Origin of the sequence: Nitrospira sp. KM1, from assembly GCF_011405515.1 — a bacterium.
In the GTDB taxonomy this organism is placed as follows: domain Bacteria; phylum Nitrospirota; class Nitrospiria; order Nitrospirales; family Nitrospiraceae; genus Nitrospira_C.
In genome coordinates, this window is record NZ_AP022671.1 from 4,239,856 (window position 1) to 4,265,981 (window position 26,126).

Annotated in this window: 23 protein-coding genes and 1 pseudogene; 15 read left to right on the forward strand and 9 right to left on the reverse strand. The window is 54.1% G+C overall.

Annotation, left to right across the window (positions count from 1 at the left end):
- Nucleotides 1–297 precede the first annotated feature (297 nt).
- Together W02_RS20065 and W02_RS22315 are read left to right on the forward strand one after the other, a co-directional pair.
- Nucleotides 298–2,250, forward strand: a complete 1,953-nt coding sequence (locus tag W02_RS20065) for a C1 family peptidase (protein WP_173050970.1) — start codon at nt 298–300, stop codon at nt 2,248–2,250.
- A 169-nt stretch (nt 2,251–2,419) separates the two neighbouring features.
- Nucleotides 2,420–2,794, forward strand: a pseudogene (locus tag W02_RS22315) (SLATT domain-containing protein); the annotation flags it as partial.
- 386 nt (nt 2,795–3,180) lie between these two features.
- Here W02_RS22315 and W02_RS20075 read toward each other — a convergent pair.
- Entirely contained in the window at nt 3,181–3,537 is a 357-nt protein-coding gene (locus tag W02_RS20075) for a hypothetical protein (RefSeq protein WP_173050974.1), read from the reverse strand.
- Nucleotides 3,538–3,645: 108 nt separating this feature from the next.
- Nucleotides 3,646–5,754: a M6 family metalloprotease domain-containing protein gene (locus tag W02_RS20080; protein ID WP_173050976.1), complete on the reverse strand. Its 2,109-nt coding sequence runs from the start codon at nt 5,752–5,754 to the stop codon at nt 3,646–3,648.
- Between the two features lie 567 nt (nt 5,755–6,321).
- On the opposite strand from W02_RS20080, the gene W02_RS20085 reads away from it, so the two are divergent.
- The 3 genes from W02_RS20085 (at nt 6,322) to W02_RS20095 (ending at nt 8,751) form a co-directional block, all read left to right on the forward strand.
- A complete protein-coding gene (locus W02_RS20085) occupies nt 6,322–6,681 on the forward strand; it encodes a hypothetical protein (RefSeq protein WP_173050978.1) in 360 nt (119 codons plus the stop codon).
- Between the two features lie 246 nt (nt 6,682–6,927).
- A complete protein-coding gene (locus W02_RS20090) occupies nt 6,928–7,779 on the forward strand; it encodes a C1 family peptidase (RefSeq protein WP_173050980.1) in 852 nt (283 codons plus the stop codon).
- A 51-nt stretch (nt 7,780–7,830) separates the two neighbouring features.
- On the forward strand, nt 7,831–8,751 hold the full coding sequence (locus W02_RS20095) for a hypothetical protein (protein ID WP_173050982.1): 921 nt from the start codon (nt 7,831–7,833) through the stop codon (nt 8,749–8,751).
- Nucleotides 8,752–8,999: 248 nt separating this feature from the next.
- Here the strand turns inward: W02_RS20095 and W02_RS20100 are convergent, their stop codons facing one another.
- Nucleotides 9,000–9,881, reverse strand: a complete 882-nt coding sequence (locus tag W02_RS20100) for an exodeoxyribonuclease III (protein WP_173050984.1) — start codon at nt 9,879–9,881, stop codon at nt 9,000–9,002.
- 315 nt (nt 9,882–10,196) lie between these two features.
- On the opposite strand from W02_RS20100, the gene W02_RS20105 reads away from it, so the two are divergent.
- The 5 genes from W02_RS20105 (at nt 10,197) to W02_RS20125 (ending at nt 12,838) form a co-directional block, all read left to right on the forward strand.
- Nucleotides 10,197–10,643, forward strand: coding sequence for an SRPBCC family protein (locus tag W02_RS20105; RefSeq protein WP_173050986.1), 447 nt, complete (start codon nt 10,197–10,199; stop codon nt 10,641–10,643).
- A 204-nt stretch (nt 10,644–10,847) separates the two neighbouring features.
- A complete protein-coding gene (locus tag W02_RS20110) occupies nt 10,848–11,198 on the forward strand; it encodes a cupin domain-containing protein (RefSeq protein ID WP_173050987.1) in 351 nt (116 codons plus the stop codon).
- A gap of 60 nt (nt 11,199–11,258) precedes the next feature.
- Nucleotides 11,259–11,735 carry a glutathione peroxidase gene (locus tag W02_RS20115; RefSeq protein ID WP_173050990.1) on the forward strand — a complete coding sequence of 159 codons (477 nt, stop codon included), beginning with the start codon at nt 11,259–11,261 and terminating at the stop codon, nt 11,733–11,735.
- Between the two features lie 152 nt (nt 11,736–11,887).
- Nucleotides 11,888–12,205, forward strand: coding sequence for a hypothetical protein (locus W02_RS20120; protein WP_173050992.1), 318 nt, complete (start codon nt 11,888–11,890; stop codon nt 12,203–12,205).
- A 72-nt stretch (nt 12,206–12,277) separates the two neighbouring features.
- Complete coding sequence (locus W02_RS20125) at nt 12,278–12,838, forward strand: dihydrofolate reductase family protein (protein WP_173050994.1); 561 nt, start codon at nt 12,278–12,280, stop codon at nt 12,836–12,838.
- A gap of 44 nt (nt 12,839–12,882) precedes the next feature.
- Here the strand turns inward: W02_RS20125 and W02_RS20130 are convergent, their stop codons facing one another.
- The gene (locus tag W02_RS20130; RefSeq protein ID WP_173050996.1) at nt 12,883–13,377 is read right to left on the reverse strand and encodes a hypothetical protein; all 495 of its coding nucleotides are present in this window, start codon (nt 13,375–13,377) and stop codon (nt 12,883–12,885) included.
- Nucleotides 13,378–14,128: 751 nt separating this feature from the next.
- Between W02_RS20130 and W02_RS20135 the strand changes: the two genes are divergently transcribed.
- A complete protein-coding gene (locus W02_RS20135; RefSeq protein ID WP_173050997.1) occupies nt 14,129–16,420 on the forward strand; it encodes an amylo-alpha-1,6-glucosidase in 2,292 nt (763 codons plus the stop codon).
- A 105-nt stretch (nt 16,421–16,525) separates the two neighbouring features.
- On the opposite strand, the gene W02_RS20140 is transcribed toward W02_RS20135, so the two are convergent.
- Nucleotides 16,526–17,197: an outer membrane beta-barrel protein gene (locus tag W02_RS20140; RefSeq protein WP_173050999.1), complete on the reverse strand. Its 672-nt coding sequence runs from the start codon at nt 17,195–17,197 to the stop codon at nt 16,526–16,528.
- Between the two features lie 280 nt (nt 17,198–17,477).
- Between W02_RS20140 and W02_RS20145 the strand changes: the two genes are divergently transcribed.
- The 3 genes from W02_RS20145 to W02_RS20155 all read left to right on the forward strand — a co-directional run bounded on the left by W02_RS20145 (nt 17,478) and on the right by W02_RS20155 (nt 21,813).
- Nucleotides 17,478–18,488: a cysteine synthase A gene (locus tag W02_RS20145; RefSeq protein ID WP_173051001.1), complete on the forward strand. Its 1,011-nt coding sequence runs from the start codon at nt 17,478–17,480 to the stop codon at nt 18,486–18,488.
- Nucleotides 18,489–19,055: 567 nt separating this feature from the next.
- Nucleotides 19,056–19,838: a carbonic anhydrase gene (locus W02_RS20150; protein ID WP_173051003.1), complete on the forward strand. Its 783-nt coding sequence runs from the start codon at nt 19,056–19,058 to the stop codon at nt 19,836–19,838.
- 223 nt (nt 19,839–20,061) lie between these two features.
- Nucleotides 20,062–21,813 (forward strand): thaumatin family protein, encoded by a 1,752-nt coding sequence (locus W02_RS20155; protein ID WP_173051005.1) that lies wholly within the window; start codon nt 20,062–20,064, stop codon nt 21,811–21,813.
- Between the two features lie 170 nt (nt 21,814–21,983).
- On the opposite strand, the gene W02_RS20160 is transcribed toward W02_RS20155, so the two are convergent.
- Nucleotides 21,984–22,295 (reverse strand): phosphoribosylpyrophosphate synthetase, encoded by a 312-nt coding sequence (locus W02_RS20160; RefSeq protein WP_173051007.1) that lies wholly within the window; start codon nt 22,293–22,295, stop codon nt 21,984–21,986.
- 139 nt (nt 22,296–22,434) lie between these two features.
- Here W02_RS20160 and W02_RS20165 point away from each other — a divergent pair, with 139 nt between their 5' ends.
- Nucleotides 22,435–22,752 (forward strand): hypothetical protein, encoded by a 318-nt coding sequence (locus tag W02_RS20165; RefSeq protein ID WP_197742081.1) that lies wholly within the window; start codon nt 22,435–22,437, stop codon nt 22,750–22,752.
- Nucleotides 22,753–22,782: 30 nt separating this feature from the next.
- Here the strand turns inward: W02_RS20165 and W02_RS20170 are convergent, their stop codons facing one another.
- The 3 genes from W02_RS20170 to W02_RS20180 form a co-directional block, all read right to left on the reverse strand.
- Nucleotides 22,783–23,271, reverse strand: a complete 489-nt coding sequence (locus W02_RS20170) for a hypothetical protein (protein ID WP_173051009.1) — start codon at nt 23,269–23,271, stop codon at nt 22,783–22,785.
- Nucleotides 23,272–23,308: 37 nt separating this feature from the next.
- Complete coding sequence (locus W02_RS20175) at nt 23,309–24,787, reverse strand: transporter substrate-binding domain-containing protein (protein WP_173051011.1); 1,479 nt, start codon at nt 24,785–24,787, stop codon at nt 23,309–23,311.
- Between the two features lie 145 nt (nt 24,788–24,932).
- Nucleotides 24,933–26,120 (reverse strand): acetyl-CoA C-acetyltransferase, encoded by a 1,188-nt coding sequence (locus W02_RS20180; protein ID WP_173051013.1) that lies wholly within the window; start codon nt 26,118–26,120, stop codon nt 24,933–24,935.
- Between the last annotated feature and the right edge of the window lie 6 nt (nt 26,121–26,126).

Below are 26,126 nucleotides of genomic sequence, written 5' to 3' on the forward strand. Positions count from 1 at the left end.
AAATACTGAATCCATTTTTTCGACACAGAATCCTATTAGATTCTTTTTGCGAATCGATTAGGAACGGAGGTAACAGGTGGACTGGTTTATAGGCCCGCACTCTTCGAAAGCCTAGTAGTCAGAAGTTTCTCCCAAACAGCACGCCCAATCACTGGATCCCGCCTCGACCGGCTTCTACAGTCTGCTCATCAAAGTCATATCTGCGGACGAGTTCTCGAATTGCGGCGACAGCTGGCATTGAAGTTGATAGGTGTGCCGCGATGTTTAGGGCATTCAGTGGACTGCCAAGGAGGACATATGCCAGTTGTGAATTTTGCAAGGGTGAGGAATGCCAAGGAGTTTCGGACGCTGGATGTACGGCCGGATGACACGGATGCGCGCGATTATATTTTTGAGCCAAGTCTCACATTGTTGCCCAGAGACAAGCAACCGCTGCGAAGTATTCCAGTTCTTGATCAGGGCGAAGAAGGCGCGTGTGTGGGATTTGCGTTGGCCACCGTGATCAACGTCAGCATATGGCAACGAGGTCCTAAGAGAAAATCCACGGGGAAGTTCAATCAGGTCAGTGCGCGTATGTTATACGAGCTCGCAAAGCGGTACGACGAGTGGAAAGGGGAGAACTATGATGGAACCAGTCCCCGTGGAGCGATGAAGGGATGGCATCACCATGGGGTGGCTTCTGAGAGTGTATGGAACTCAAAGGGAAAGCGAAGCAAAACTGGACTATGGACTACCGATCGAGCATTTACGCCAAAGCGTGTGGAGGAGGCCAAGAGCCGGCCGATTGGAGCCTACTATCGCGTCGTCGACAGTGATGTGGGTCATCTTCAGGCCGCTATTGTCGAAGGGGATGCGGTCCTAGCGTCCGCATGGGTGCATGACGGGTGGGATGCAAAAAGCCTTGAGAAGGCAAAAGCAAAGTCATTCCCCGCTATTTCATTCAAACAACGGGTGACCGGTCTCCACGCCTTCGCTATCGTGGGATACACACCTGATGGATTCATCATTCAGAATTCTTGGGGCTCTAGCTGGGGCCAGAAAGGACTGGCTCTCCTTCATTATGACGATTGGATGGAGCATCGACAGGATGCGTGGGTGGCCAGGCCGGGCCCTGAGACACGGGATCGTGAAGGGCGGGCTGAGATTTTTGTCGTCGGGTTCAGCGGTGTCACCGAGTATGGGGCCAAAAGCGCTCGCGTCAGAAGTTCCGGCAGTGGTCTCGATCTCAAGAATCCTGACGTCCTATCCTACATGATCAATACCGATGATAAAGGAGCCCTTTCGAAAAGCGGTTCTTTGACGACCAGTGTGAACGAATTGCCCGGCATGGCGCAGAAGGTTTTATCGTCGCCTGTACTAGACGACGGATACCATCATGTTGTGTTGTATGCACACGGCGGGTTGAATTCTGAAACCTATGCTGTCACTGTCGCCGACCGGTTATGGGGCGAGGCCCGCAATAACCGCGTATGTGCCTATTTTTTTGTGTGGGAGAGTAGTTGGGATGAATCGTTGTTGGGTTATTTCAAAAGCGAGGATGACCAAAAAGGTCCTGCAGGGTTCGCTCTAAGAAATGCTTGGAATAAGTTCAAGGATAAACTTGGCGACGCCGTTGAAGAAGGTCAAAAGTTGATAGGCAAGAACCTGGCTCCAATGGTTCGTAATGTATTTTGGAATGAGATGAAAGGGCGATGTCAGGGGGCATCTCAGGCACAAGGCGGGGGAGCCCTGTTCCTCGAGCAACTATTCATCGCCATGCGCACGACACCAAACGACAAATACAAGCTTCACTTGGTTGGCCACAGTGCCGGCTCGATTTTTCACGGGTTCCTCTACCAAAACCTGCTGAAGCCAATGCTGAAAACACAACCAATTCCAAATCAGGTCGTTTTAGCGTCGATCCATTTACTTGCTCCTGCCATCTCAGTAGATCGAGCCTCGCAAGCTTTTAACTCGGGCGGGACAGCCGTTCCCAAATCACGATTTTTTGTCCATACGCTGGAATCCCAAGCGGAGGAATCAGACAGTATTACGATCTATCCCAGTTCATTACTGACCTATGTGGCAGATTATTTGGAAAGTGGGAACAACCGCATCCCTGTGCTGGGTATTAGGAAAGACTTTCTAGCGGCTCCCGTCACGTTCGCGACAAATGTACCTGCCATACAATCGCATCGCCACGGCGAATTCGACGATCCAGGCCATGAGATAGAACAGGTTATGGAAGATATTGGGATGCCCTTGTACTGAGTTGTTTCATCGATTATGAATACGTAAGCATGGTGCCGGAAACGAAAGCCAATCGCGGCAGAGGCGAAGCATCTATCCGCGTAATTGAGAACTCCGACCAGTCCCTCCTGAATCTCTACACGCACGATGCCGGCTCGCTATAGTTAAGGTGTGATGATGGTATGTCAACGCTGCGGACAGGAATGGTAAATATGCCAGGTGGGTCCGTGTGGCGGCCATCGTGCTTGGGACGGTTGGCGTTGTAATGCCATTGATTCACGGCGCTCTCCCGCCCAACACAGTTCACATTGGTCCTTGGGGATACGTGCTCGTAACTGTAGCGGCTGGTCTGTTTTCCATGGATCGTTTTGGCGGGTTCTCTTGGAGGTGGACCCGCAGCACGATAATCTGGGTCGTCCTGCGAAGGGAATTTGCTGAGTTTCAACATGATTGGCACATGCTCATGTCGCAGCCAGATCCCCTTCAAAGACCGCCTCGAAAAGCTAAAGCTCTTTCGTCAGAGCGTCGAGACAATCACTGCGCAGGAATGCAAGCACTGGGCTGACATGACCATCCAAGCTCGCCTTGAACTAGAGCAGGCGCTGCAACGAGATCTCAGCAAAGCCCACAGTTGAATCAGTGGCCAGCAAGTTCTGTTGCAGCTACCGAAATGGAAAGACACATAAAAATCCCCGGCAGGTGGCCTTTCAATGTCCATTGCTATTTCTGTGCGTATCCAAACCGTTCAATGATTGCCCTGGCCATTCCTTCATGCATGAACTCCAAGAGGGTCTTTGCAGCGGATGTCTTATCAGCGGACCTGTAAGTAGCTGTGAACAATCATTAATTGGGCGTGACGAATCGTGCATAGACTCTTGGGAACACGATCTCTGAAGTCGTGCCACCGAACATTACATTGCGCACACGTTGAGACTGCCACTTAATGGCAGTTCAAAAAGGGATCACCGAAAGACTGCTTACCCGTGAGTGCGAGTCCATCCTTAACGAATATTCGATCACTTCCGCTCTGCACATGAATCCTTCGACCGTCGCCGTTCCAGATGCTTCGAAAGCCACTTGAATTTCTCCCAGACGTCCAGAGCCATGCCGATGAAGCTCCAGAGTGGGAATTGCAGAATGAAACCAGTTGTCTGTGCCCGCCTTCCCGCGGTATCGCACGTCCCATCCTCGTCGATACCCTAGGACATCTGTCCAGGCGATCCCATCGAGATTCTCGAATTTTCCCAGCCACGGCGATTCAGGCACAAACTGCACGCCGTGTGCGCTAGATACAAACCAAGACGTCATTATGAGTTTCTCCTTTGAGCTACTAGCACTAATGAGCCCAAAACGGTTTGATGCCTGTTCCTCATACAGCAAACGTCAAGTTAAGAGAGTTACATTTGGGTTCTTCCGCTATCCACTCCACCACAGTTCATGGATATGGGTATCGGTACCGCGGTAGACCACGTGTTGGGTGCCTTGCGCATCGAACATGTAGCCGGCCGGATCGCCGGTGGCCGGCGGCGCGCTGGCGGCCACTGTGAGGTCGTTGTGATGCCAGCCATCGTTATCCCACCACAGTTCATGGATATGGTTATCGGTGCCGCGGTAGACCACGTGCTGGGTGCCTTGCGCATCGAACATGTAGCCGGCCGGATCGCCGGTGGCCGGCGGTGCGCTGGCGGCCACTGTGAGGTCGTTGTGATGCCAGCCATCGTTATCCCACCACAGTTCATGGATATGGTTATCGGTGCCGCGGTAGACCACGTGCTGGGTGCCTTGCGCATCGAACATGTAGCCGGCCGGATCGCCGGTGGCCGGCGGTGCGCTGGCGGCCGCCGTGAGGTCGTTGTGATGCCAGCCATCGTTATCCCACCACAGTTCATGGATATGGTTATCGGTGCCGCGGTAGACCACGTGCTGGGTGCCTTGCGCATCGAACATGTAGCCGGCCGGATCGCCGGTGGCCGGCGGTGCGCTGGCGGCCACTGTGAGGTCGTTGTGATGCCAGGTAATTGTTGCAGGCACGACGAACGTCATCGTTCCTGCAGAGGCAGATACATTTAAGATATTTAAGCCGGAGTTGCCGCCGTCCCACCACTTGCTATTAGGGTTGGTACTATCGGAAAACTGAGTGGCAGATGGGGATGCGAAGAGATCCGCGCTGTCGCCTACATTGATATTCTTCTCCAGGTCGAAGCGGTTATCGGCCTGTTCGAGAGAGCATTCGTAGTGTTGAGTGGGAGTCATCTGCTCATTGCTGTTGCTTCCATTTTCATCGACATGCCAGATCGCTAGCCCGGCATCAGGCAAATATATGTCACGCCCTGTTTTCTGCCTGTTTTCGATCACGAAATACTCCGTTGAGGATTTGGTATAGATATAAAAGTCGTTGTGGGCCGCAGAGAGATTTGCCGTAGTTCCCGGGGTGATCACGATGGCCTTTGTTGCCCAACCCGACTCATTTTTCAGGTAGGCATTTATTTGCACTGGGTTCTTATCATTTCCTCCATAACACATGAGGCAGTAGTTACCCAATCCGGCTGAATTATTCTGATAATCGTACAAATCAGGATAGTCGCAAATCATATGGCCATTTTCATGGCAGAAGGTTCGCAAAGTCAGTTCACTCCCCATGTTTGTGATCTGATAGTCAAACAGCTTTTTCCCTCCTCCCGCGTCGAATGCTGAATTCAGACTCCACGAGTGCGGCCACAGTCCCTCGGACCAATTATTAACAGTCGGTCCGACGTAAAATACGTTCAAGGCGTAAATATAGCCGCCGCTGTCGCTGCTGAGTTGGCCAAAATTAAAATTCTGGGCTTTGAGCCAATTCAGCGCTTCGATGATCAATTCCTTGGCTCGAGTTCCATAGGCAATTGCGGGGTCAGTATAGTAAGAACGGTTATGTGAGGCCGTGTAATATTGCGTGACGGCATTTGTATAAGTTAATTTGCCCTGCGAATTGTCGTAGAAATAATCCCGTACGGAGCCATTATTCCCAAATCCAGTGTACGACGGCATGTTACAAAAATTATTCACCTCTTGCTGGGAGATCGTATCCGCAACGTCGGCAAAGCGGATCAAAATACACAGCCCGACATAGTTGCCTACGGTTACTGTTCCTGCCGGCAATGCCTCGGCAGCCGTCGTTGGCATCATTGCCCGTACGCGACTCTTTTTTTGCTCACGCCGGATTTCCCACCGACGCTTCTGTCCTGCCTGCAAAGGTGATCTCAGTGCTCGTTCTCTCGCGCTCCGTTGACGGATTCGGATGTGGGGCTGCAGCCTTAAACTTTGGGGATTTGTTTCACCTACTTTGGCAGCCGTCGGTACAAGCTCATTTTCATCCCGGGAAAGCTCCGCGTAGTTGTAAAAACCCGTCCCGCGATCTTTAATAATCGTGTACCCGTCAAGCGTTTCAAAAACAGCATAATCCTGGTTGCCAGAACCCTTAACCTGGATAGTACTTCCATCAGGATTTGTGAAGGTGAATTGCTTGTTAACAAATGGTGTGCTCATGACAAGGTCTCCCTATGAATTAGAACTCGCGATTTCTGATTCCTTTAGCCGGCATTGGATCAACCTTCGTTCGCATCATCAGCAAAGTCTGCGCCAAAAAATGGGTTCTCCTATCCAACCAAAAATATTATGCTGACCAGTACGCACGGGTCCAAATGGACCGGATCAGTTTAGAGTCAGGACGCATCAATTTCGATACATGAAAGATATAAAGGAAGTTGGTCAACGTCACAGTGTCTTCGAGAAGGTAGAAAACATCCTTCAACAGGGTGCTTCGTCATGCAAGCCCAAGGTTCCTTTTGTTTTCTTCGTGGAATCGAATTTGGGTATCTCTGCCTGAATCTTTTTGAGAGTATCGTTGAAATGCTCGTGTGATAGACATTCTCTACGCCTTCTTCCCACTCAAGTAGTTAGTGAAAAACTTCCTATGATTTGACTCGGATCTGTGGCTGGCACTTGGCTTGCTTTCGTCGTTAGCGCGGCCTCAGCGTGGACCTGAACAAGAATGTTTCACGCGCTTTGGACTGTCAGACACGTCGTTCAGCGACGAGCAAGGAAGGAGTTGCTATGGCTAGACAGTGGTTGAACGTGTTCATTGATCAGGGTGGCAATGCACCGCCATCTCAGTGGGTGACACGCAGTGACGTCGTCCAGTTGAATGCGAAAGCAATCCGTATCATCGAATCGGATCGCAGCGGCTCGGTCACTATGACACACAGTGAACTGAGCTCATATGGCGATTCGGAGGTGTACCTGAAAATCAACTTTCAAGACGGCACCTTCCGATATTTGTCGGCGCCGCTTCACACAGACGTGGAGGTCCCCAACGTCGCATCGTTGGAATTAACCATTCTTTTACTCGTGGGACCAACGGGAACACCGTATCGTGCACTTGTTAACGCGCACTGCGTGTACGAAGTATTGTGAAGAATTTGGCGCATTATCCATGATTGCGGCTATCAGGCCGGCAAAACTTGGCTATGGACTACCGAATTGAGCGGTTATCCTCGAGCGTGGAGGAGGCCAAGAAGCGACCGATTTGAGCCTACTAGCGTGTCGTTGACAGTGATGGAGACATCTTCAGAAACGCTATCGTGGGATATAACGCCTTATGGTGCCTTACTTGAAGGATGTCGATTGGATGAAGGAGATCTTAATCGAAAGGAGATCGCTATGAATCACATGGGGTTCAAGGGGATGGGGTGGACGCCGGATCGTCCAGACTTTCGAGACTATACGGCCAATTCCCATGAGGTAGAGCCGATTCTTGAGAAATCCAAGGGACTAAAAAAGAAAACGAGTCCGAAAGTCGTGGATCTTCGTCCTTGGTGTTCTCCCATCGAAGATCAGGGCGATCTTGGGTCTTGTACTGCTAATGCCGGGGTTGGTCTTATGGAATACTACCAACGACGGGCGTTCAATAAGTATCTCGATGGATCGAGGATTTTCCTATACAAGGCTACCAGAAATCTACTGAAATGGAATGGAGATACAGGAGCCTATCTGCGTGACACCATGAAAGCCATGATCTTGTTCGGAATCCCGCCTGAGGACTATTGGCCATATAACATCAGCGATTTTGATGTTGAGCCACCCGCATTCACCTATGCCTTTGCTCAGGCCTATCAAACGGTCAAGTATTATCGCCATGATCCTCCTGGTACCACTCCGGTGGAGGCATTGGCGAGTGTCAAACAACATCTTAGCGCAGAGTTGCCATCTATGTTCGGATTTACGGTTTATAGCTCTTTCCCTCCGGTCAATGACGGGAAAGGTGAGATCCCCATGCCAACTGAAGGTGAGACTGTAAGAGGTGGGCACGCAGTTGTCGCGATTGGGTATGACGATAATAAGAAGATTGGGACGGAAAAAGGGGCGCTATTGATCCGGAATTCATGGGGAGTGGGGTGGGGTGTTCAAGGGCATGGTTGGATGCCTTACACCTATGTTGAAAAAGGACTCGCTGAAGATTTTTGGTCTATTGTCCAAAGCGAGTTTACAGATACGGATTTATTTAAATCATGAATTCGGCTAATCACATGCTCAGATTGTGGCCTGTTATGAGGAGGGCATAACATGAGCTTCGTTGGTGCGAACAGTATTTTTCAGCAGCTGTCCGGAAGTGCTCGCACGGTTTATCTTCTAAATCTCTGGACAGCAATTACCGTTCTGGTCGCGGTGCTGGCAGTGCTGGCTTACCGGTCGACCCATTATGACGCAGGACCACACCAAAGATTTCGAATGAGAGCACTGATGCTGTGGGGTGGATGGTGGTTATCGTTAGCTGTTCTTTACCTGATGTTTTGCACCGCTGAGATTAGATGGCATGGAATTGCATTGGCTGTGATCGACAGCGGAAGCATCTCAATGCTTTGCTTCGCTACTGCGTATACCAAGGGTACCGTTTTTCACTGGCGTCAGACTCACACTATTGCTTTTGGCGGACTACTACTTATCGTTTGGGACATCCTGACGGGTGAGTTCTATCAAAATCCTACTCAGCGCCTTATTGCAATAGCTCCCTCGGCTGTCCTTACCACGTCATGGGTTATATCAGTCGGCTGGGCCTTCTATGTTCGATGGGGAGCGACAGCGTTCCCGTTTTTACTTCTAACGATTGCATATGTCACGCTCCAGATGCCTGCATATTTTTATACCTTCGTGGTCGCCCCCTTCTCAAGCACGATGCCAGCATTGGCAAGTGAGTTTGAGAACTTGAAATTCATATATTGGTGGCTCTTCATTGGGAAAATCGGCTATGCGCTCATGTTTTTTATTCTCTTCTTTAGTCCCAGACCCTTTTGTCCCGACATGGAGGTCGAGCAACTCGCACCTCCCATCACCCCGGTTCAAATCTATCCGAAGCTTAAGGTTGTCATGAATTCACTGTTCCTCGTTTTTGCATCAGTCTTTTCGGCCGCAGCAGCCTCTGTATTTTCGAAAACGATAGAAATCTGGCTCCGACATATCGGCTTTCCAACCGCCGTAGGTGGCTGATATCTTATGCACATTCGCGAAATTCTCACCCAGGGCCTTAGGAGGACAGAGATACTCTATGCGTCGCCCGTGGCCACGATGCCTATTTATTTCAGTGCTTTCATCTCGTGGTAGACGGTCCAGTTCCTGATCTTGCTGAACAGGTGCACTCCTTACACCGTCGTATCCACAGTCGCCGTAGGTGACATCAGCATCTATCTCCCTTACTCTCGGAGCCGAGGCTGCAGAGAGCAAAGTCTCACTGTGGCTCAGGGCATCTTCCGCAGGCGCGCCGCAATTCGCGAATCGGCCGAAGACCAGCCGGCATCGAACGGTTGGCCAGGGCTATCAATATCGATGACCAGCGGTGTGTGATCCGAGGGTAACGGTTTTCCCTTGCGAGCCTCGCGATCGATCTCGGCCCAGACAACGCGGTGTTTTAGGGAGGTGGTTACCAATAAGTGGTCAATGCGCATGCCGAAGTTTTTATGGAAATTGCCCGCGCGGTAGTCCCACCACGTGTACCGCCCGGGTTCCGGGTGATGCAATCGGTACGCATCGACGAATCCCGCCCTCGAAAGCCGTGCAAAAGCCTGTCGCTCGCGATCTGAGACATGTGTACCGCCAGCGCAGGTGCGTGGGTCCCACACATCGATATCCTCTGGCGCCACATTGAAATCGCCGCCGATGACTGCCGGTGTATCAGGAGTGACGGCCTGATTGATCCAGCGGGCCAGCCTGTCGAACCACGCGAGCTTCGCCATATAAAACGGCGAATCTATCTCCCGGCCGTTCGGCGCGTATACACAGATGGTGCGCACGCCGCTGCATTCGGCCGCCAGCATTCTCGCCTCAGCCAACGGTTCATCATCACCGGTTTCAGAGGTTCGCGCCAGCCGTAACGGCTCGCCAAAATTTGTGATGACACCGCCAATGCCACACCGGCTCGCGATCGCCACGCCGTTCCATCGACCTTCGCCATGATGGACCAGCTCGTATCCTGCCTGCTCGAAGGTTCTGACAGGTGCATCCGCGTCTGCCAGCTTCGTTTCCTGCATCAGCAGCACGTCCGGCTTTGCCCGATCCAGCCACCATAGGACTTTTTCAAGTCGAGCCTTCAGCGAGTTGACATTCCAAGTTGCGATTCGCATGTCTGAAGACTATCCCATCTCGGACTGGTCGGCTGGGGGATGCGGACAAGTCGGTGTCAGTAGCTCTCCTTTTGGTGTTCCTCAAAATGTGGCTTATTCTTTATATTAACAATACGGTGTTTGTCACTGCCCGTGCCCTTCGGTTCAACCGAGACCAGCGTAGGGACATCAAGGGATTTCAATACGTTGCCTCGTTGGATGTGCGCAAATCGTCAGGCTTTTAAATTGATGTCGATTTTTCCAATCTCGTTCGACTACTGGATAAGAGGGTGTCGTAATCGGTTTGTCCTTTAACCAGAGAAAGGGGAAATAGTCGTGGGAACCAATACCATTCGGCTTCATCGCGTGTTTCGTGCAACCCCGGAACGGATCTACAAGGCGTTCCTCGATGCGGACGCCATGGTGAAATGGCTGCCGCCGAACGGCTTTACGGGCAAGGTGCATCATATGGATGCCAAAGTCGGCGGCACCTTCAAGATGTCATTTACCAACTTCACGACGGGCAAGAGCCACTCGTTTGGCGGCCAATACCTCGAGCTCGTGCCGCATGAACGCCTCCGCTACACGGACACCTTCGACGACCCGAACCTGCCTGGAGAAATTCGTGTGGCGGTCTCATTGAAGAAGGTATCGTGCGGAACAGAAGTACACATTGTGCAGGAAGGCGTACCGGACGTTATTCCCGCTGAAGCCTGCTATCTCGGCTGGCAAGAGTCGCTCATCCTTCTCGGAAAACTGATCGAGGCGGAGATTCCGGACTAATGGATTAAAGAGTTGGATCTGTCTTGTTTAGTAAGGATAACGGCTTTAGAACTGTGGTTGATGGTATGAAAGATGTCAGGCTGCAGCGGAGTGTCCCGCTTTTGGCGCATGCGGATTTGAATGAGACAGAAGTTTTTGAGGGAACCGAGCAGTTGCGCTGCTCGATCCCCTTTCCTATTAGGCCAATGCTGAAGGAAACATCGCATGGATGTGGCCAATCTCAAAAACATTGCCGGTGTATCGGAGCTCAATAAACGGGGCAGAGTGCTGGCAAGAATCGGCGAAGTAGATGTTTGTGTGTCGAGGTTTTCACAACACCCGAAGTGGGAGATTCACCCCAATGGAGAAGAAGTATTGGTGGGGATCTCCGGGGAGCTGAGTCTGGTCATTTTGGATGAGGTCAATCCCAAAACGATTGTACTCAAATCCGGTGATGTAGCGGTCATACCTCAAAATACATGGCATTCCCCGATTCCCAATGGCGAGGTGTCCGTGCTCAGCATGGGAGATTATGCCGGAACGACTATTTCTAATAGCGATGATCCACGGGTATAGACCACAGAGGGGCAAACCAGCAAAAGTGGATAGCTTAAACACGGAACCAACTCCGGATCGATGAACTTCTACGACATCGACATTGTCACAATCAACGGCATGCCGCAGAAGATTGGCGTCTATCGCGGCAAGACGCTGCTCATCGTCAATGTTGCGAGCCAATGCGGTTTTACGCCGCAGTACGTCGGGCTGCAGGCGCTCTACGACAAATTCAAGGACAAGGGATTCATAGTGCTCGGGTTTCCCTGTAACCAGTTCGGGCATCAGGAGCCGAGCGGCGAAGCGGAGATCGGGCGGTTCTGCACCAGGAACTACGGCGTCACATTCCCGATGTTCGCAAAGATCGAAGTCAACGGCGAGAATGCACATCCGCTCTACAAATACCTCAAGTCGGAGAAACCAGGAATTCTCGGTACCGAGACGATCAAATGGAACTTCACCAAGTTCTTGGTCGGTTCCGACGGCACGGTACTGAAACGCTATGCACCAAGCGACAAGCCTGAGGCGATCGAGGCCGACCTGGCGGCGAGGCTATAGGCCCCGCGAAGCCCTATGCGCTCTCACACAGGGCGAAACGGTACTCTGTCCATGTCATTGACTCGCGGCTCAACTAAGCTGAAGATGGCCCGCTGGGGTGGGCAATGTCGCGAGGGTTCTCGCGACTCCTCGGACCGGAGGGGCTATGGGTCTTGAGCAGCCTGTGCGTGTACCTTGCTGCACTTTGGAACAACCCATCCACGCCGGCCGCCAACGAATTCCTTGAATCGCTCTGGATTGCGATCCCTCTCGCTGGAATTCCGGTTACGTTTCTTACTGCATACCTGCCGGGAAATGGCGGGTGGTGGTGGCTTTTGCGGGTTGTTGTGGGGTCGTTCTTTGGTGTGATGATCGCTTCATTTATTGCCGCCAGCGGGGTTGATTATCACGATTCCCGTAACTCAGGCTTGCTAGGGGCGCCCTTCTACAGCCTGGCCATTGGATTGTTCGTTTTGGTCCTGGAGTTGTGATTGCAGCGATAATATTGCTCTGGCAAAAGCGCAGAAACAGAATGGCAGCTTCACAATCGGCGGATTGATGTCATGACAGAGCATAATCATCCTGAGCCATGGTGCTCGGTCTTTGTGGGAGTGAGCCTCGACGGATTCATCGCGCGGCCGAACGGTGATCTCGACTGGCTGATGGGAGAGGGTGGCGGTGACAGCGAAGAGCATGGCTACAACGAGTTCATTGCCGGCATCGATGCGATCGTCATGGGTCGGAAGACGTTTGAGAAGGTCTTGGCGTTCGACAAATGGTACTACGGCAACAAACGAGTCGTCGTTCTAAGCCATCAGTCACTCGATCTCTCAACCGCTCGGTCACTCGGCGGGGTCGTTGAAACGATGGCAGGAACTCCGGGAGATATTGTCTCCAAGCTTGTTGCATCAGATGCGCCCCGCCTTTACGTTGACGGTGGCATCACGATTCAGCACTTCCTACGAGCCGGACTCATACAGCGTGTGATCATCAGTCGTTTACCTGTGCTCATTGGCGAAGGTGTTCCGCTCTTTGGCTCAGTGCCGCGAGATATCCGGTTTCACCATGTCATGACACGCACCTTTCCGGGAGGCATGGTTCAGAGTGAATACCGTATCGTGTAACTTCAACTGTCTCTTTCCACAGAAGTAACCGGATCAGGGCTGCGTTAATATCTTGTCATGACGGCCATGAGCGGTCGTTCATGGATTAGTGAGCGAAGACCGTCGGTGAGGCCGTAGGCGAGAGCATAGCAGAGGAAGATGGCGAGGCCGCCGGCAAGACCGGCTATGATGGAGGTCGTCCAATTGCCATGCGAAACGCGCTTGGCTAATACGGTGAGCAAAATCGCAATGCCGAATTCACCGAGGATGATGTAGTAGGGTGTGTGGGACAGCATCCGGCAGTTGCGATATACCCACCAGTTGATGTGCCGTGCCATTTCTTCATAGTAGGGGATATTGATCGCACCCAAGACACCGATGGAGACCAGCCCCCACCTGCTGAAGCGATTCCAGAGGCACAAACCGACATAGCCGAACCGTACGGCGACTACCTCCCAGGCGAATGGCATCCATAGTGGCGAGCGCCAAATCATCGGGCCTCCTCCGATGGAATAATCCAACGTCTTGGTGTAATCGACCAGCCAGGCGTCTGTCGCCAACTCCGCGAATCCTACCCCAAGACCGAAGACGATGAACCGAGCGAGCAGCGTGTCATGACGCCATGCTACGAATCCGAGCAGGAAAAATTATCTATGAGGTTGAGCGCACTTCAGTTTTCCAATTTGACCACGGCGCGAAGGCCAGCAATGTGACGGCGATAATGTTGATGGCGATTGTTGCCGTGATAATCTTGATGCGGGCACCGGTAAGCGAGTTTTCAGAGGTCAGCCCCATGCCCTGGTCTACGTGCTGAACAATGAGCCGGATGTCTCGCTGGGGTGCAAGGAAGATCCACGTCGTTCATGACTACATCTCCTGCATCACTGATTGTGGCAATCACCATGAGTCTGCACAATTCCCACACCTCCCGAGTCCCGATCCATCTGAGAAGACTCCCCTTGGAGATGGTCCGTCTTGGTGCAGCTTGACCGCATCACTGGCCTCCTCCCCCCGCACCTAGAAATGAGCTATACCCCAAGGGATGTCCGGAACATAGAAGCGTTTTGCATAAGGGTAGCTCCCAGCTTGACGGGCTTTCGTAGTTGTTGGTAGAGCGTTAATGAATAGGATAAATACGGACATGGCTGATCGGATGATCTTCTCATGGACTGGCGACAAATCACATGTCGAATCACTGGCCCCATTTCTGCTCAGGCCCGATCATTCCCCTCAGGGCGAGATCAAACGAAACGCGATGGTGTAAGTCAAGGCCGACGCAGGAGCATCTATCCCTCCCTGCAGGAAGGCTGCGTGCTCTCCCGCAGACAGTTTCTTACCCTCGTTCCATTTCTCGCCTCTCTCCCTCAGTGGTCGCCGGTATTGAGTCCTGGTGGGCCGGCGTCCCGGTCATACGGACGGCAAGTGTTGAATCGGCCTCAAGATGCCACATCCGTCATCGCCGCGACATTTGAGAATGCCATTGTTCTAAAGAATGGCGACCTTTTCTTGATCACTGATGCGAACGGCACTATGCCGATCAAGGAGAAACATGGATTCGGTCTCTACTACCAGGACTGCCGGGTCCTCAACGGGTTCGAAATGCGGCTGTCGGGCCATTCGCCCCTTCTCATTGCGGCGAGCGCTCCGAGTGGAACGATGGCAAGGTTGACTTTCACAAATCCGGAGACTCAGGGACCCGATGGCAGATTGATCCCGAGCGAGACACTGGCCATCCAATTGCACCGTCTCATTGATGACGATCCGCCGTCCATTCACGAGCTGCTGCGATTTCAAAACCTCGGCAAACGGCCTGTCGAATTTTCCGTCTCACTGAGCTTCCTCCCCTCCTTTGAAGACGTATTGGCGGTCAGAGGGTTCCCCCAACATCTGGGGAACCTGCTCGCACCAATGTGGGATGGCGGACTCCTGCATGTACTTTATGAGGGGAAAGATAGCCTCTTTAGGGGTCTCACGATTATTTTCGATCCTGTACCCAATTCGACCGACGGCACAAACGCCTCCTTCGATATGGAACTCGCCCCCCGGGCCACGAGAGAACTGCGCGTGTCGCAGTTCGTAAACTTCTCTCCTCATCGACAAAAGGCAGCGACAACGGTCAGCAAGCCCGATGACTTCAGCCGGATGGCTTCGGGCCTCACCCGGACCTCGGAAACCTGGATGGCCTCCATCACGCGCGTAGAGAGCGATAGTTTCGCTTTGGACAAAGTCCTCACACGTGCGTTGCACGACCTTCGCCTTTTGCAGACGAGGATCGACGATCTGACCTTCTATGCAGCCGGCACGCCCTGGTTCGTCACCTTGTTCGGGCGGGACAGTGTGATTGCGGCGCTGCAGACTCTTGCGTTCGATCCAAGTGTGGCTGAGCAAACCCTTCGCTTGCTGGCCAAGTATCAAGGGCGGCGCTATGACGCCTGGCGAGACGAAGAGCCCGGCAGGATATTGCATGAGTTGCGGACGGGAGAACTTGCCCGGCTCGGACTTGTCCCTTACAGTCCGTACTACGGCACGGTCGACGCCACGCCGCTGTTCCTGATCCTGCTCGGCAGGCATGCGGCCTGGACCGGGAGTCTCTCCTTATTCGAGGAGTTGCGCGGGGCTGTCGAGCGGGCCGTTGAGTGGATCGAGATGAGTCAAGATCGGCACGGCCATGGATATTTGGCCTATGAAAGTCGGTCTCCATTGCCGTTAGGGAATCAGGGATGGAAGGACTCGGGTAATGCGATCGTCAATGCCGACGGAAGTCTTGTCGCTCCTCCGATCGCGCTCAGCGAGGTTCAGGGCTATGTGTATCAGGCCAAACGACAGATCGCCGGGCTCTATGACCGCGTCGGTGAGACGGTTCGAGCCGGCCAATTGAGGCGCAAGGCGGATGAGCTCCGTGCGCGCTTCAACCGGGATTTCTGGCTTGCGGACAAAGGGTTCTACGCATTGGCACTGCAAGTTGACGGGACGTCCTCCTCGGTGATCAGCTCGAATCCCGGCCAAGCGCTCTGGGGTGGGATTGTCAGCGCGGATAAAGCAGGGCAGACAGTCGAGCGGCTTATGGCCCGCGACATGTTCAGCGGCTGGGGCGTGCGAACACTTTCGGATCGCGAGCGGTCGTATGATCCACTGGGTTACCATGTCGGAACGGTGTGGCCCCACGATAATTCGCTCATTGCAGCGGGTTGCCGACGATATGGATTCGATCAAGCCGCCAGCAGAATTCTCTCCGGCCTGTTTGATGCGGCGATGCATTTCAACAGCAACCGGCTTCCCGAACTGTTTGCGGGGATTAGCCGTGAGAACTATGAAGGTCCCGTTTCCTATCCAGCAGCCAATCCACCGCAGGCCTGGGCTGCCGGAGCGATACCGTACCTTCTCGAAACCATGCTCGGTCTGGTTCCTCAAGGCCTGGATCATCGACTTAGAATCGTGCAGCCTCTATTGCCGCCTTTCTTGAATGAACTCGAGGTCCACAAGTTGAGAATCGGCGGAGCGGAGGCGGACTTGCGCTTCATACGAGCATCGGAGGACACCGTCAGGGTTGAAATTATGAAGGTCGAGGGTCGCCTCGACATCCTGGTAGAGGAGCGCCGGTAACCCGGATCCGTGACGATACACGCAACAGGCGTGCAATGGGAAAGCAGCGATGCTGAAACTTGCAGCATGGGAGATGAAGACAATCGGCACGGTGGGAAATGAAGTTCAATGATGTGAGGAGCCGACTGGCCGGTCGAAGTGCAGTGAGATTCCGAAGACAAAAATCTGAGAAGAGTATTCTCCTTCGATGCCTTGTGCCCGTATTGTGCCGCGATTGTACTTGAATTCACCGAAGAGTGCCGTCTGCGGCGTCACGAAATATCGTGCGCCGGCTATGAGATTGATGCCCAAACTAATGTTCGTTGCCCCGCTGGTCGCAAAGAATAACGCCGGGCCGATGCCGCCGTATGGTTCCAACTCAGCCACCAAGGATGGGCTTCGCACGATCGCGTTCATCGCCCATGTCGTCAGCTGGATGTGAGATCCTGGCAGTGTCTCGGCGAACACTTTGCCTGGCACGCCGCCGACTACTGTCTGCTGGGTTACATTGAGTTGGGTCGTGAAGGCTTCCGTCTCGATGCCGAACCACTCGCGTTTGGGGAAGAAGTATCCTGCTTTTGCCCCATAGAACGGTGATCCCTTTTCAAGGTCAATATCTGCAATTCGAGCCTCGCTTACGCCACCTGCGAGGGTAGGGCTACTCAGGGTGACATTTGACAGACTCCCCGGTAAAACGACCCCGGTTTGACCTATGACGTACCATTCTCCCTGGGCCGGGAGCACGGCCTGAATAACAGCCGCGCAGATGCACAATAGTGTGAGATCACGTCGTGACAAAATTACTCGTAATGTTTAACCACAATTGATGAGCAGAGATATAACTCAAGTTGCGATTGAAATCCATTTTTCTAAATTTCCAACGACAAAAATGCCCTTTGATTTTTCATCCCCTCTTTCGTGTACAATCCGTGCATGCAATCGACAACCGTCTGTTCCGGATCGTGATGCTGCTTCAACGACTATCCAAATCGCTGCCCATACGATCTATGCCATCCAGGGACCGGATCAGCACAGGACGCCTACCCGGATCGCAGGATTGGAACGGCAAACGTAGTAGATGAACGCTTCACGCTATCATGGAGTTGACCGCCATGTCGGCAACACCCCGCTCATCCGCCTTCGCCACCTTTCGGAATTAACCGGCAGCGAAATACTCGGCAAGGCCGAATTCATGAATCCAGGCGGGTCGGTGAAGGATCGAGCCGCGCTTGGCATCATTGAAGACGCCGAGGCCAAAGGCTTGCTGCGGCCCGGTGATACTGTCGTCGAGGGCACCGCTGGGAACACCGGCATCGGCCTTACGGTGATCGGCCACGCCAAGGGCTACCGTTGCGTCATTGTCATTCCGGAAACCCAGTCACAAGAAAAAATCCACCTTCTGCGCGCATTGGGTGCGGAAGTCCTTCCCGTGCCGGAGAAGCCGTATTCCAACCCCGGTAACTACAACCATGTTGCAAGGCGTATGGCGGAGGAGAAGGGCTGGTTCTGGGCCAATCAATTCGACAATACGGCTAACCGCCGCGCGCACTATCGCACCACCGGCCCTGAAATCTGGGAGCAGACCGCAGGGAAAGTGAGCGCCTTTGTTTCCGCCGTCGGCACCGGCGGGACGTTGGGTGGAACGACGCTGTATCTAAAGGAGCGGAATCCGAAAATCTTCGTCGGCTGCGCCGATCCCTACGGCGCGGCGATGTGGTCGTGGTTCACGAACGGCAACACGGAGACGAACGACGGAGATTCGTTTGCCGAAGGCATTGGCCAGGGGCGCGTGACCAAAAACCTCGAGGGCATTGCCGTTGACGGTGCGTGGCGCATTCCCGACCAGGACGCGCTCACCATCCTCTATCAGCTGCTGCGGGAAGAAGGGCTTTTTCTCGGCTTGTCCTCCGGCATCAACGTCGCCGGCGCGGTGCGGATGGCTCTTGAGCGTGGACCGGGGCAGACCATCGTGACGATCCTTTGCGACTCCGGCGCGAAGTATCAATCCAGGATCTTCAATCCTGAATGGCTTGCGGCCAACGGCTTGAGGACGGACTTGTCCGTCGACACCCTTCTCGGCAAGTTCTGATCGCAGGCGCAAAGCCTCGGGCAACTGTCCGAACAATTTTGTAGCAATCACTTCACGAACAGCTGCAGAACCTCTAAACAAGGCTCTAGCAGGCTGTTGACAAAGTCCTCCAGCGGCGTTCTCGCATCGCTCAGAGGCTCGGCGTACGGCCAGGGAAAACGACTGTTCCCACAGTCAGTGGGCGGGCGGGTGAGAAAGAATACGCTTCGCCTCAACACACTGGGCGCTCACCGTCCGCTTATTCTTCGCGCCGCGGACCTCGCTGCAGCCTTGCTGGACGGCCTTTCTGAGCAGCCTTCAGGGCAGGCTAATGACGCCCGTGACCTCAGACGCGACTCCATTTCCGAGGTCATCACGTAGTTTGTCAACACACTGCTGGTAACCGTGTGGCTGCCGAATGCTTGGGCACTCTTGCTGGTCGGTCATTGGCGGCATAGATAACGGCTGTGCTTATGTCAATCGGCTATAAGAACTATTGACCCTACGTAGGTGAACTCATTACAGTAGGGCCCGTTTTGTCAGAAAAGGTCGCTATTTTTTCTCACTAGTGCGATTAGGGGCTAGAGAGTGCGGGTTGGCCTAACGGTTGTTTTCGGCATAGTCTGCGTTCTTGTTGGTGGACCTGCTATTGCCGAGGAGCTGGCTGCAGTTGAAGCCGCTGTTGCATCGTTCGGCCAAGATATCGTCTCATCCTCTCCTGTCAGCGACGGCCCTTCCAAGTTAGGCGACTTGGGTTCCGGCACTGCGGCTTGCGAGAAGGGCACCCATCAATCGCCGATCAATATTAAGACCGTTCATCAGCCCAAAGTCCATGACGGTTTGTTGGTTCACTACCACCCGGCTCCCGTTCATATTCTGAATAGCCATCACACGATCACTGTGGACTATCAATCCGGCGGGACCCTCGAGGTGGCCGGACGCGCCTATGATTTGGAGGAGTTTCACTTCCACGAGCCCAGTGAGCACCAATTGAACGGTAAGACCTACCCAATGGAAGCGCATCTGGTGCATCGGGACCAAGCCGGGCATCTCGTCGTCGTCGCCGTGTTGATGGAGCAGGGGCCGGAGATCCCTTCATTGGCTCAAGTGTGGGATCGGATTCCGAGTAGTAAGCAAGACCAGGTCCGGGACCTGTTTTTTAATGCTCAGGATTTGTTGCCCCGCAACCTTCACCATTATGCCTACGACGGCTCGCTCACCACGCCTCCCTGTACTGAGGGAGTACATTGGATTGTCCTTAAAGAGGCAATATACATCACGGCTGCGCACATCCAGCGCTTTGTCTCGCTCATCGGCCATAATGCAAGATCGATTCAACAGCTCAATGAACGGGACGTCGATGAGGAATGAGAGGGGATTGTTTGGCCCTTTGCTTCCTGCTTCTCTCGGTGCCCGGAGCCTACCATGCGAAAGTTCCCAAGGCGAATCCTGAAATCTTTCCTCTTCAGCGACAATTGGCTAAACAGAAAACAGCTTCAAGGCATCGTACTGAGAGCATTGTTCCTGTCATGCACTGGCGTGAGATGAGAGATTTCTTCAAGCGAACTAGTGTTCATTAGATGGGGGGGTAGGTATGTTCGATACGCTTTTGTCGCGCGCGGTTACGGCGGTGTGTCCACGCATGGTTCTGACCTCTGTCTGTGTCCTTGTGGTCGTTGTGGAACTGACAGGATGCAGCAGTACGAACGACCGGATCGCCGGTTCTGACGGTTCGGTTGCCCCGGCGAGGGAGGACGCCATAGGTCATGGAGCTGCGGGAGATCGTCGTGGCAAGAGCTTCGTCAGCGCGAGACGGCAAGGCAGCCCAGCTGATTCTTGTTGGGCCAACCTTCCCGTTCCCACACCCACTCTACCGGCCCATCGCGTCGTCCAACTTGTGAACTGTTCCAATCAAACGTTGCTCGGTGCGGCCAATGCGGCAAAACAGCCTGGACCCATACCGCTCACGGCTGTTTTCCCGAGGGAGAAAACCTGGGTCATGGCACCGTTTACCCCCGGCAGCACGGCGAACGTCCTGACTATCGACATTCCACCGCAATGGGAGAACACCAAGTGCGCCCCGGGGGTGCAGAGTTGTGATGCCGTAGGTCCACGATTCTGGGCGCGGACCGGCTGCCGGTATGATATTGCGTCGGACCGTGCTCAATGCGAGACGGGTGGCTGCGGGGGAAAATATGACTGTAGTGCGGCCAAGCAGGGCGCTTCAGTTGGAACGACCATTGCGGAGTGGACGTTCTATGAGCCGGTGGTGGCTCCGCTTCCGCCGGACAAGCCCATCCTTCACTACAACAAAGATTCTCCAGACATCAGCGCCGTCGACGGTGTCAACCTGACCATCGATATTCAGCCGCTCAACAGCAGTCCCCATGATCCGTTCGATGCATTAGGTGGACATGACATCCAATGGCTGGCGGAGCAATATCCTTTGAGCAAGGCCGGTGAGGATTTGCGGGCTCCTGGTCAGTGTCTGGATACGTTTCGGCTGAAGCGCTCTGATCTCACGTCGGGCACACGTGCGTTCGTCATTGTCGATAACAATGGTCAACCGGTCGGAGGGGACAGCACGGTCGCGTGCTTTTCGAACTGTGCAAAGTATGCGTATCCGGCCCCTCCACCTGAGAACTGCGACGATTCAGACCACAACTCGCAGTGTTATCTCTGGAAAGCGTTTTGTTTGGGCGATCCGAGTCAGTATGGACCGGCCAGGGGAAAGTGCACGCAGAACAGCGATTGTCCGGTGGGCGGCGCCTGTTGGGATCTCAAGGATCCGAAGTCCCCCCTTGATCACACTTGTCAGGGCCGGGCATTTATCAAAAATGCCATCTGTGATCCGAACGTGTGCACCTATCCATACGGCTACGTCGATCCGGTGAAGAACGTTCAATTCTATTCCACACAGCCTCCCTTCGGTCGCTGCACAGACGTCACGTCGGATCCGAAGAAATGCATCGGCGACGATACATTGCATAACGTCCTTCCAAAAGCGTACACCTGGCCCAATGATCCGCAGGTGTACGGCGGCGACGCCACGGCCTATCGCGTGATCTTTGCCCCGGGCGGCACGACCGTGCCGGTTACTCCAGCCGGTCCAATTCCCATGTGCAGCGCACTGCCGACGATTTATGGCTATGCAAGCCAATATGGAGGGCCAAACAGCGATAGCAAGCCCTGCGATACCCCGGTCAACCAGGGTGGCGCCATGTTCGGGGTGGCGTTTCCCAACGCCACATCTCAAAAGCCGTGGGCCTGCGATGTGGGCGGAGGATCGGGGGATAACGGCGTGATCTGTCGTTGGAAGTCGGATGACAAGAAATCACAGAAATAGCGATGAGGCTTCGGACCCTGTTGCAGGTAAGGCAAAGAGTGTCCGGAGGCTGACAATCATATATGCCGCAGCTGATTCAAGGGATCAGCTAAACAGATAGCGAACTCTTGATACCGAATAGGCTGGCCGGCTTGGCCGCCCGGAGTTTTTGAGCATGAACAGAATGAAGGTTACGGCTCGCTGATCGGCACATCCTTCAAAAAAGCTGAAAGATCGGGATTGGCATAGGCTCCGTACGCATCGACCAGATTGCCGCGAGTGCCGTCCACCGCCTGAATCGCATAGACCACCGCAAGTTCCTCCGGATCGCTGGCTCCTTCGAAGCGATAATGTTCCACAATCTTCAAATCTCCGGACATGAAGGTCCTGCCGCTTCCTGCCGCTTGAAACTTTTTGTCGATCATCTCAAAGTTGGCAGTGAACCCCCGTTTCTCAAGATCGCGAACCGCGTCAGCAACGGTCTGATAAGCATGCAGCTCCATGCAATCAATATAAGACGCCTAGGCTGCTAGTTCCAGCGTGAATCTTTGTTGTCCACTTCCGCGAAGTCCAGGAGACAGATCGAGGTCTTCCGTCAAACTTCCATTGCATAGCAGTGCCGTCGGGCATAAGAGTCAATCAGTGAAGCAGAGATCGAAGGACCAACAACTTCATGACAAGATCTGCTTGGCGATCGGGCAGAAGCACCTTATTGAGTTTACCTACCAGAGGCTCCGGCGCATTGCAGAACCGCATGACTACGGGGAGATGAACGGCAGCGAACAACTTCTTGTCTATCAGGTTGAAGGGGAGAGTCGCTCTGGCAGATTGCCTGATTGGCGTCTCATACGGGTCTCACAGATGAGCCGGCTTCAGGTATTGGATCGAGCATTTCCTGGCAACCGGACGGTGCCCTCCGGTAAGCACAAACAGTGGGAGCGACTTTTCATCAGAGTGTGAGAACGCGAAAGGGAGGTTCCATGGCCCTTTTCAGGGCATGGCGGACTTCGGCGCGTTGCATCGAATGCCAGGCAGAAGTGTGCAGGCGGTCTTTTCGCAACTGCTTCTGATCCTGTTCATGACCTCGCTCTGTTGAATATCGTGATCGCGCCAGGTGCGGTCGTCTTTGGTCATTTGTCCGACTTCCTTCAGATACACGTCCCACAGGGCCTTGCATCGAAGGTCTGACGCGGCGGCGTCTCTGGTATCGGCGGCGTTGCAACTCCCACCGAACTGTCCAAGATACAATACCGCTCGGTCATCGTGTGCGCGCCATTCGACCTGATCGTCGGTGATGAGCCGTGCCTCATCCGAGTAATGCTTCCATAAGTCGGAACAAGATTCCACTGGAACGACGACCACCTGAGACTCGGTTTCCGGCCCCGGGCCTGCTTCGTCCCATGCAAAGAGCGCACATCCGCCAAGAGTGCAGAGACCGCCTGCGAAAATGACGTTGCGCACCAATCCTTGAAGTGTCATGAGACGCCTTCGAATGGTTGACCTGCCATGCGTATCCCTAGGGGGAACCGGAGACGGTATGCCGAAGTTCATTGCGGACTTTTTCGTTTTCCGCCCGCTGGTCTTCGACGAGCTTATAGGCAATGTAGTACTTGTAAATATTGGAGACGTAGGTAACTGTTTCTTCGCCGATCCGTTTGGCGGCGATGATTTCCACGTTGTTGAACCAGACGTTCGGATCGAGGCCGCGCTGTGCCGCTTCTTTTCTGAGTTTTTGTACCCGGCCCGGCCCCGCGTTGTAGGCGGCAAACGAGAATAATGTTCTGTTTCGCGCATCCATCTGTTCTTTTGCAAAAAAATCATCCCGCAGAAACCGCACGTATTTGATCCCGGCGTGAATATTCGGCTCGATCAGCGTAATGTCTCCGGTATCCATCTCCTTGCCGGTAGCCGGCATCAGCTGCATGACTCCGATGGCGCCGACCTCGCTCCTGGCGTTTTGATCAAGCAACGATTCCTGGTAGCCCTGTGCGATCATCAGCAGGTAATCCATGTCATACTGGGTTCCATAGGCTTTGAAGAACTTGACCGTCGCCTCGAATTTCTTCATCTCACCGGCGGACGTGGCCTGTTTCACCACACGGGGATTGCCATCGCCCCCGTACTTCTTGACGAGGGCCTTCCCGAAGTCTGATTTCTGTCCGTAGGCCTTCGCGAACGCGGCGATCTCCTCCTTTAGCTTGGGGCTATCTTTTCGGATCATCCAGGCCAAGTCGCCGCCGGCATGGACGACGATCTTCTTGTGGGGGGTGAGCTTCTTGAACACCTTAGACCACAAGAGCGCCTGGTACTGGTCGACCACGATGATTCCCACGAATCCAGCATTGACCATCTCCAGGAGGTCGTCGTCCTGGAGGTCTTCCGGGGCTGCCTTGAGGCGCACCGGCGGCCGTTGTTCTTGCGCGAACCTTTCGTTGAGGTGCTCCAAATGAGTCCAGTAACTGGACGATGGACGGACGAACACTTCCTGCCCGGAAAGGTCGTCGATCGAGGTGAGCTTGGGCGACGCGGGCCCGGTGACGACGATTTCCTTGACGCCGCGAAAGAACGGAGCGCCGAAATCGACCTTCTCCATGCGCTCCGGGGTCACGGTCAGTATGCCTGCGGCAATATCGCCTCGCCCTTCCAACAGGCCGGCAATCAGCTTGTCGCGCGAGGTCGGGATAAACACCACGTGGGTGCGGATATGCTTTCCATGAGTCTGGTAGCGGTTATTGATTTCTTCCTGAAAGGCTTTGAGCATTTCATATTCGGCGCCGGTCTGTCTCGCGCCGTTGAGCCAATAGGAAGTGCGAGAGGGAGCGACGAGCGCACGAATCACGCGCCGTTGAATCATCCCGTCCAGATCGCCGGTCCAGGGCTTGAGCGCTGCCTCCTGTGGCAGGTCCACCTCTTTTGAGGCTGGCGCGTCTTGCGCCCATGAGGAGAGGGAAAGAGAACTACAGATGCAGACAGCAGTCAGGAGAAGAAATTTCACACAGCCTCCCCATGTGGAACGAATGGCCATCAAGACGTCGGGAGGCTAACATCGGCGGCTTCATCCGGTCAACGGCGGAGAATTCGGCCGGATGAGAGTCACACCGGAGCCATGCGGGATTTCGTTCGCGCGCGTAAGGCCGGGTTCAGATCCGCTCCACGACGATGGCCAGTGCTTCACCGCCTCCTATGCAGAGGCTGGCGAGTCCACGCCGTGCTTCCCGTTCGGCCATGGAATGGAGAAGGGTCGTGAGTATGCGGGCTCCCGTGGCCCCGATGGGATGGCCCAATGCGATCGCTCCACCCTTGACGTTCACCTTCGTACCTTCAAGTCCCAAGTCACGATTGATCGCAAGCGATACGGCTGAAAATGCTTCATTGATCTCGAAGAGATCAATGTCGGCCAATGAAAGACCGATTTTCTTCATAACCAGTCTGATGGCCTCCACCGGCGCGATTGTCAGCCATTCCGGCGCTAGCGCAGCTCCCGCATATCCGACAATGCGTGCCATCGGTTTCAGCCCCAGTTGAGCGGCGGTCTCTTCCGGCATCAAGACCAGTGCGGCTGCGCCGTCATTGAACGAGGGTGAGTTGCCGACTGTGAGAATTCCGTTACTCCGAAATGCCGGCTTGAGCTCGCGCATCTTGTTCAGGTCGACTCGATTCGGTTCTTCATCGTCACGGACCGTCAGAGAAGCGCCTTTCCTCTGCGGCACATTCACCGGCACGATCTCAGGCGTGAATAGTTCTGCTTCAATGGCATGCCGGGCACGATGGTAACTTTCCAAGGCGAAATCGTCGAGCTCTGTTCTTGTGAGGCCATACTTCGCCGCGCAGAGCTCGCCGGCATCGCCCATATGGAAGTCGTTGTACACATCCCATAGGCCGTCTTTGATCATACTGTCGATCAACTCCGCATGACCAAGACGATAGCCCTGCCTGGCTTTCTCCAGCAGATAAGGGGCACGGGTCATGTTCTCCATACCGCCTGCGACGATGATATTCGCTTCCCCTAGCGAGATGGCACGAGACGCCATGATGACCGCCTCGATGCCTGATCCACAGACTTTGTTGATCGTGGTCGCTCCGGTCGAGTGGGGAATCCCAGCGCCGATTGAGGCTTGCCGGGCGGGGGCCTGGCCGAGTCCCGCCGTCAGCACGCAACCCATCAGCACCTGATCCACACGATCAGGTGGCAAGTCGATGCGCCTCAGCGCTTCGGCAATCACAATGCTGCCCAATTTGGTGGCAGGGACCGAAACGAACGCACCGTTGAAGGCGCCGATCGGCGTTCGTACGGCGCTGACAATCACTGTTGGTTTTAACTCGGTCATGGAGGC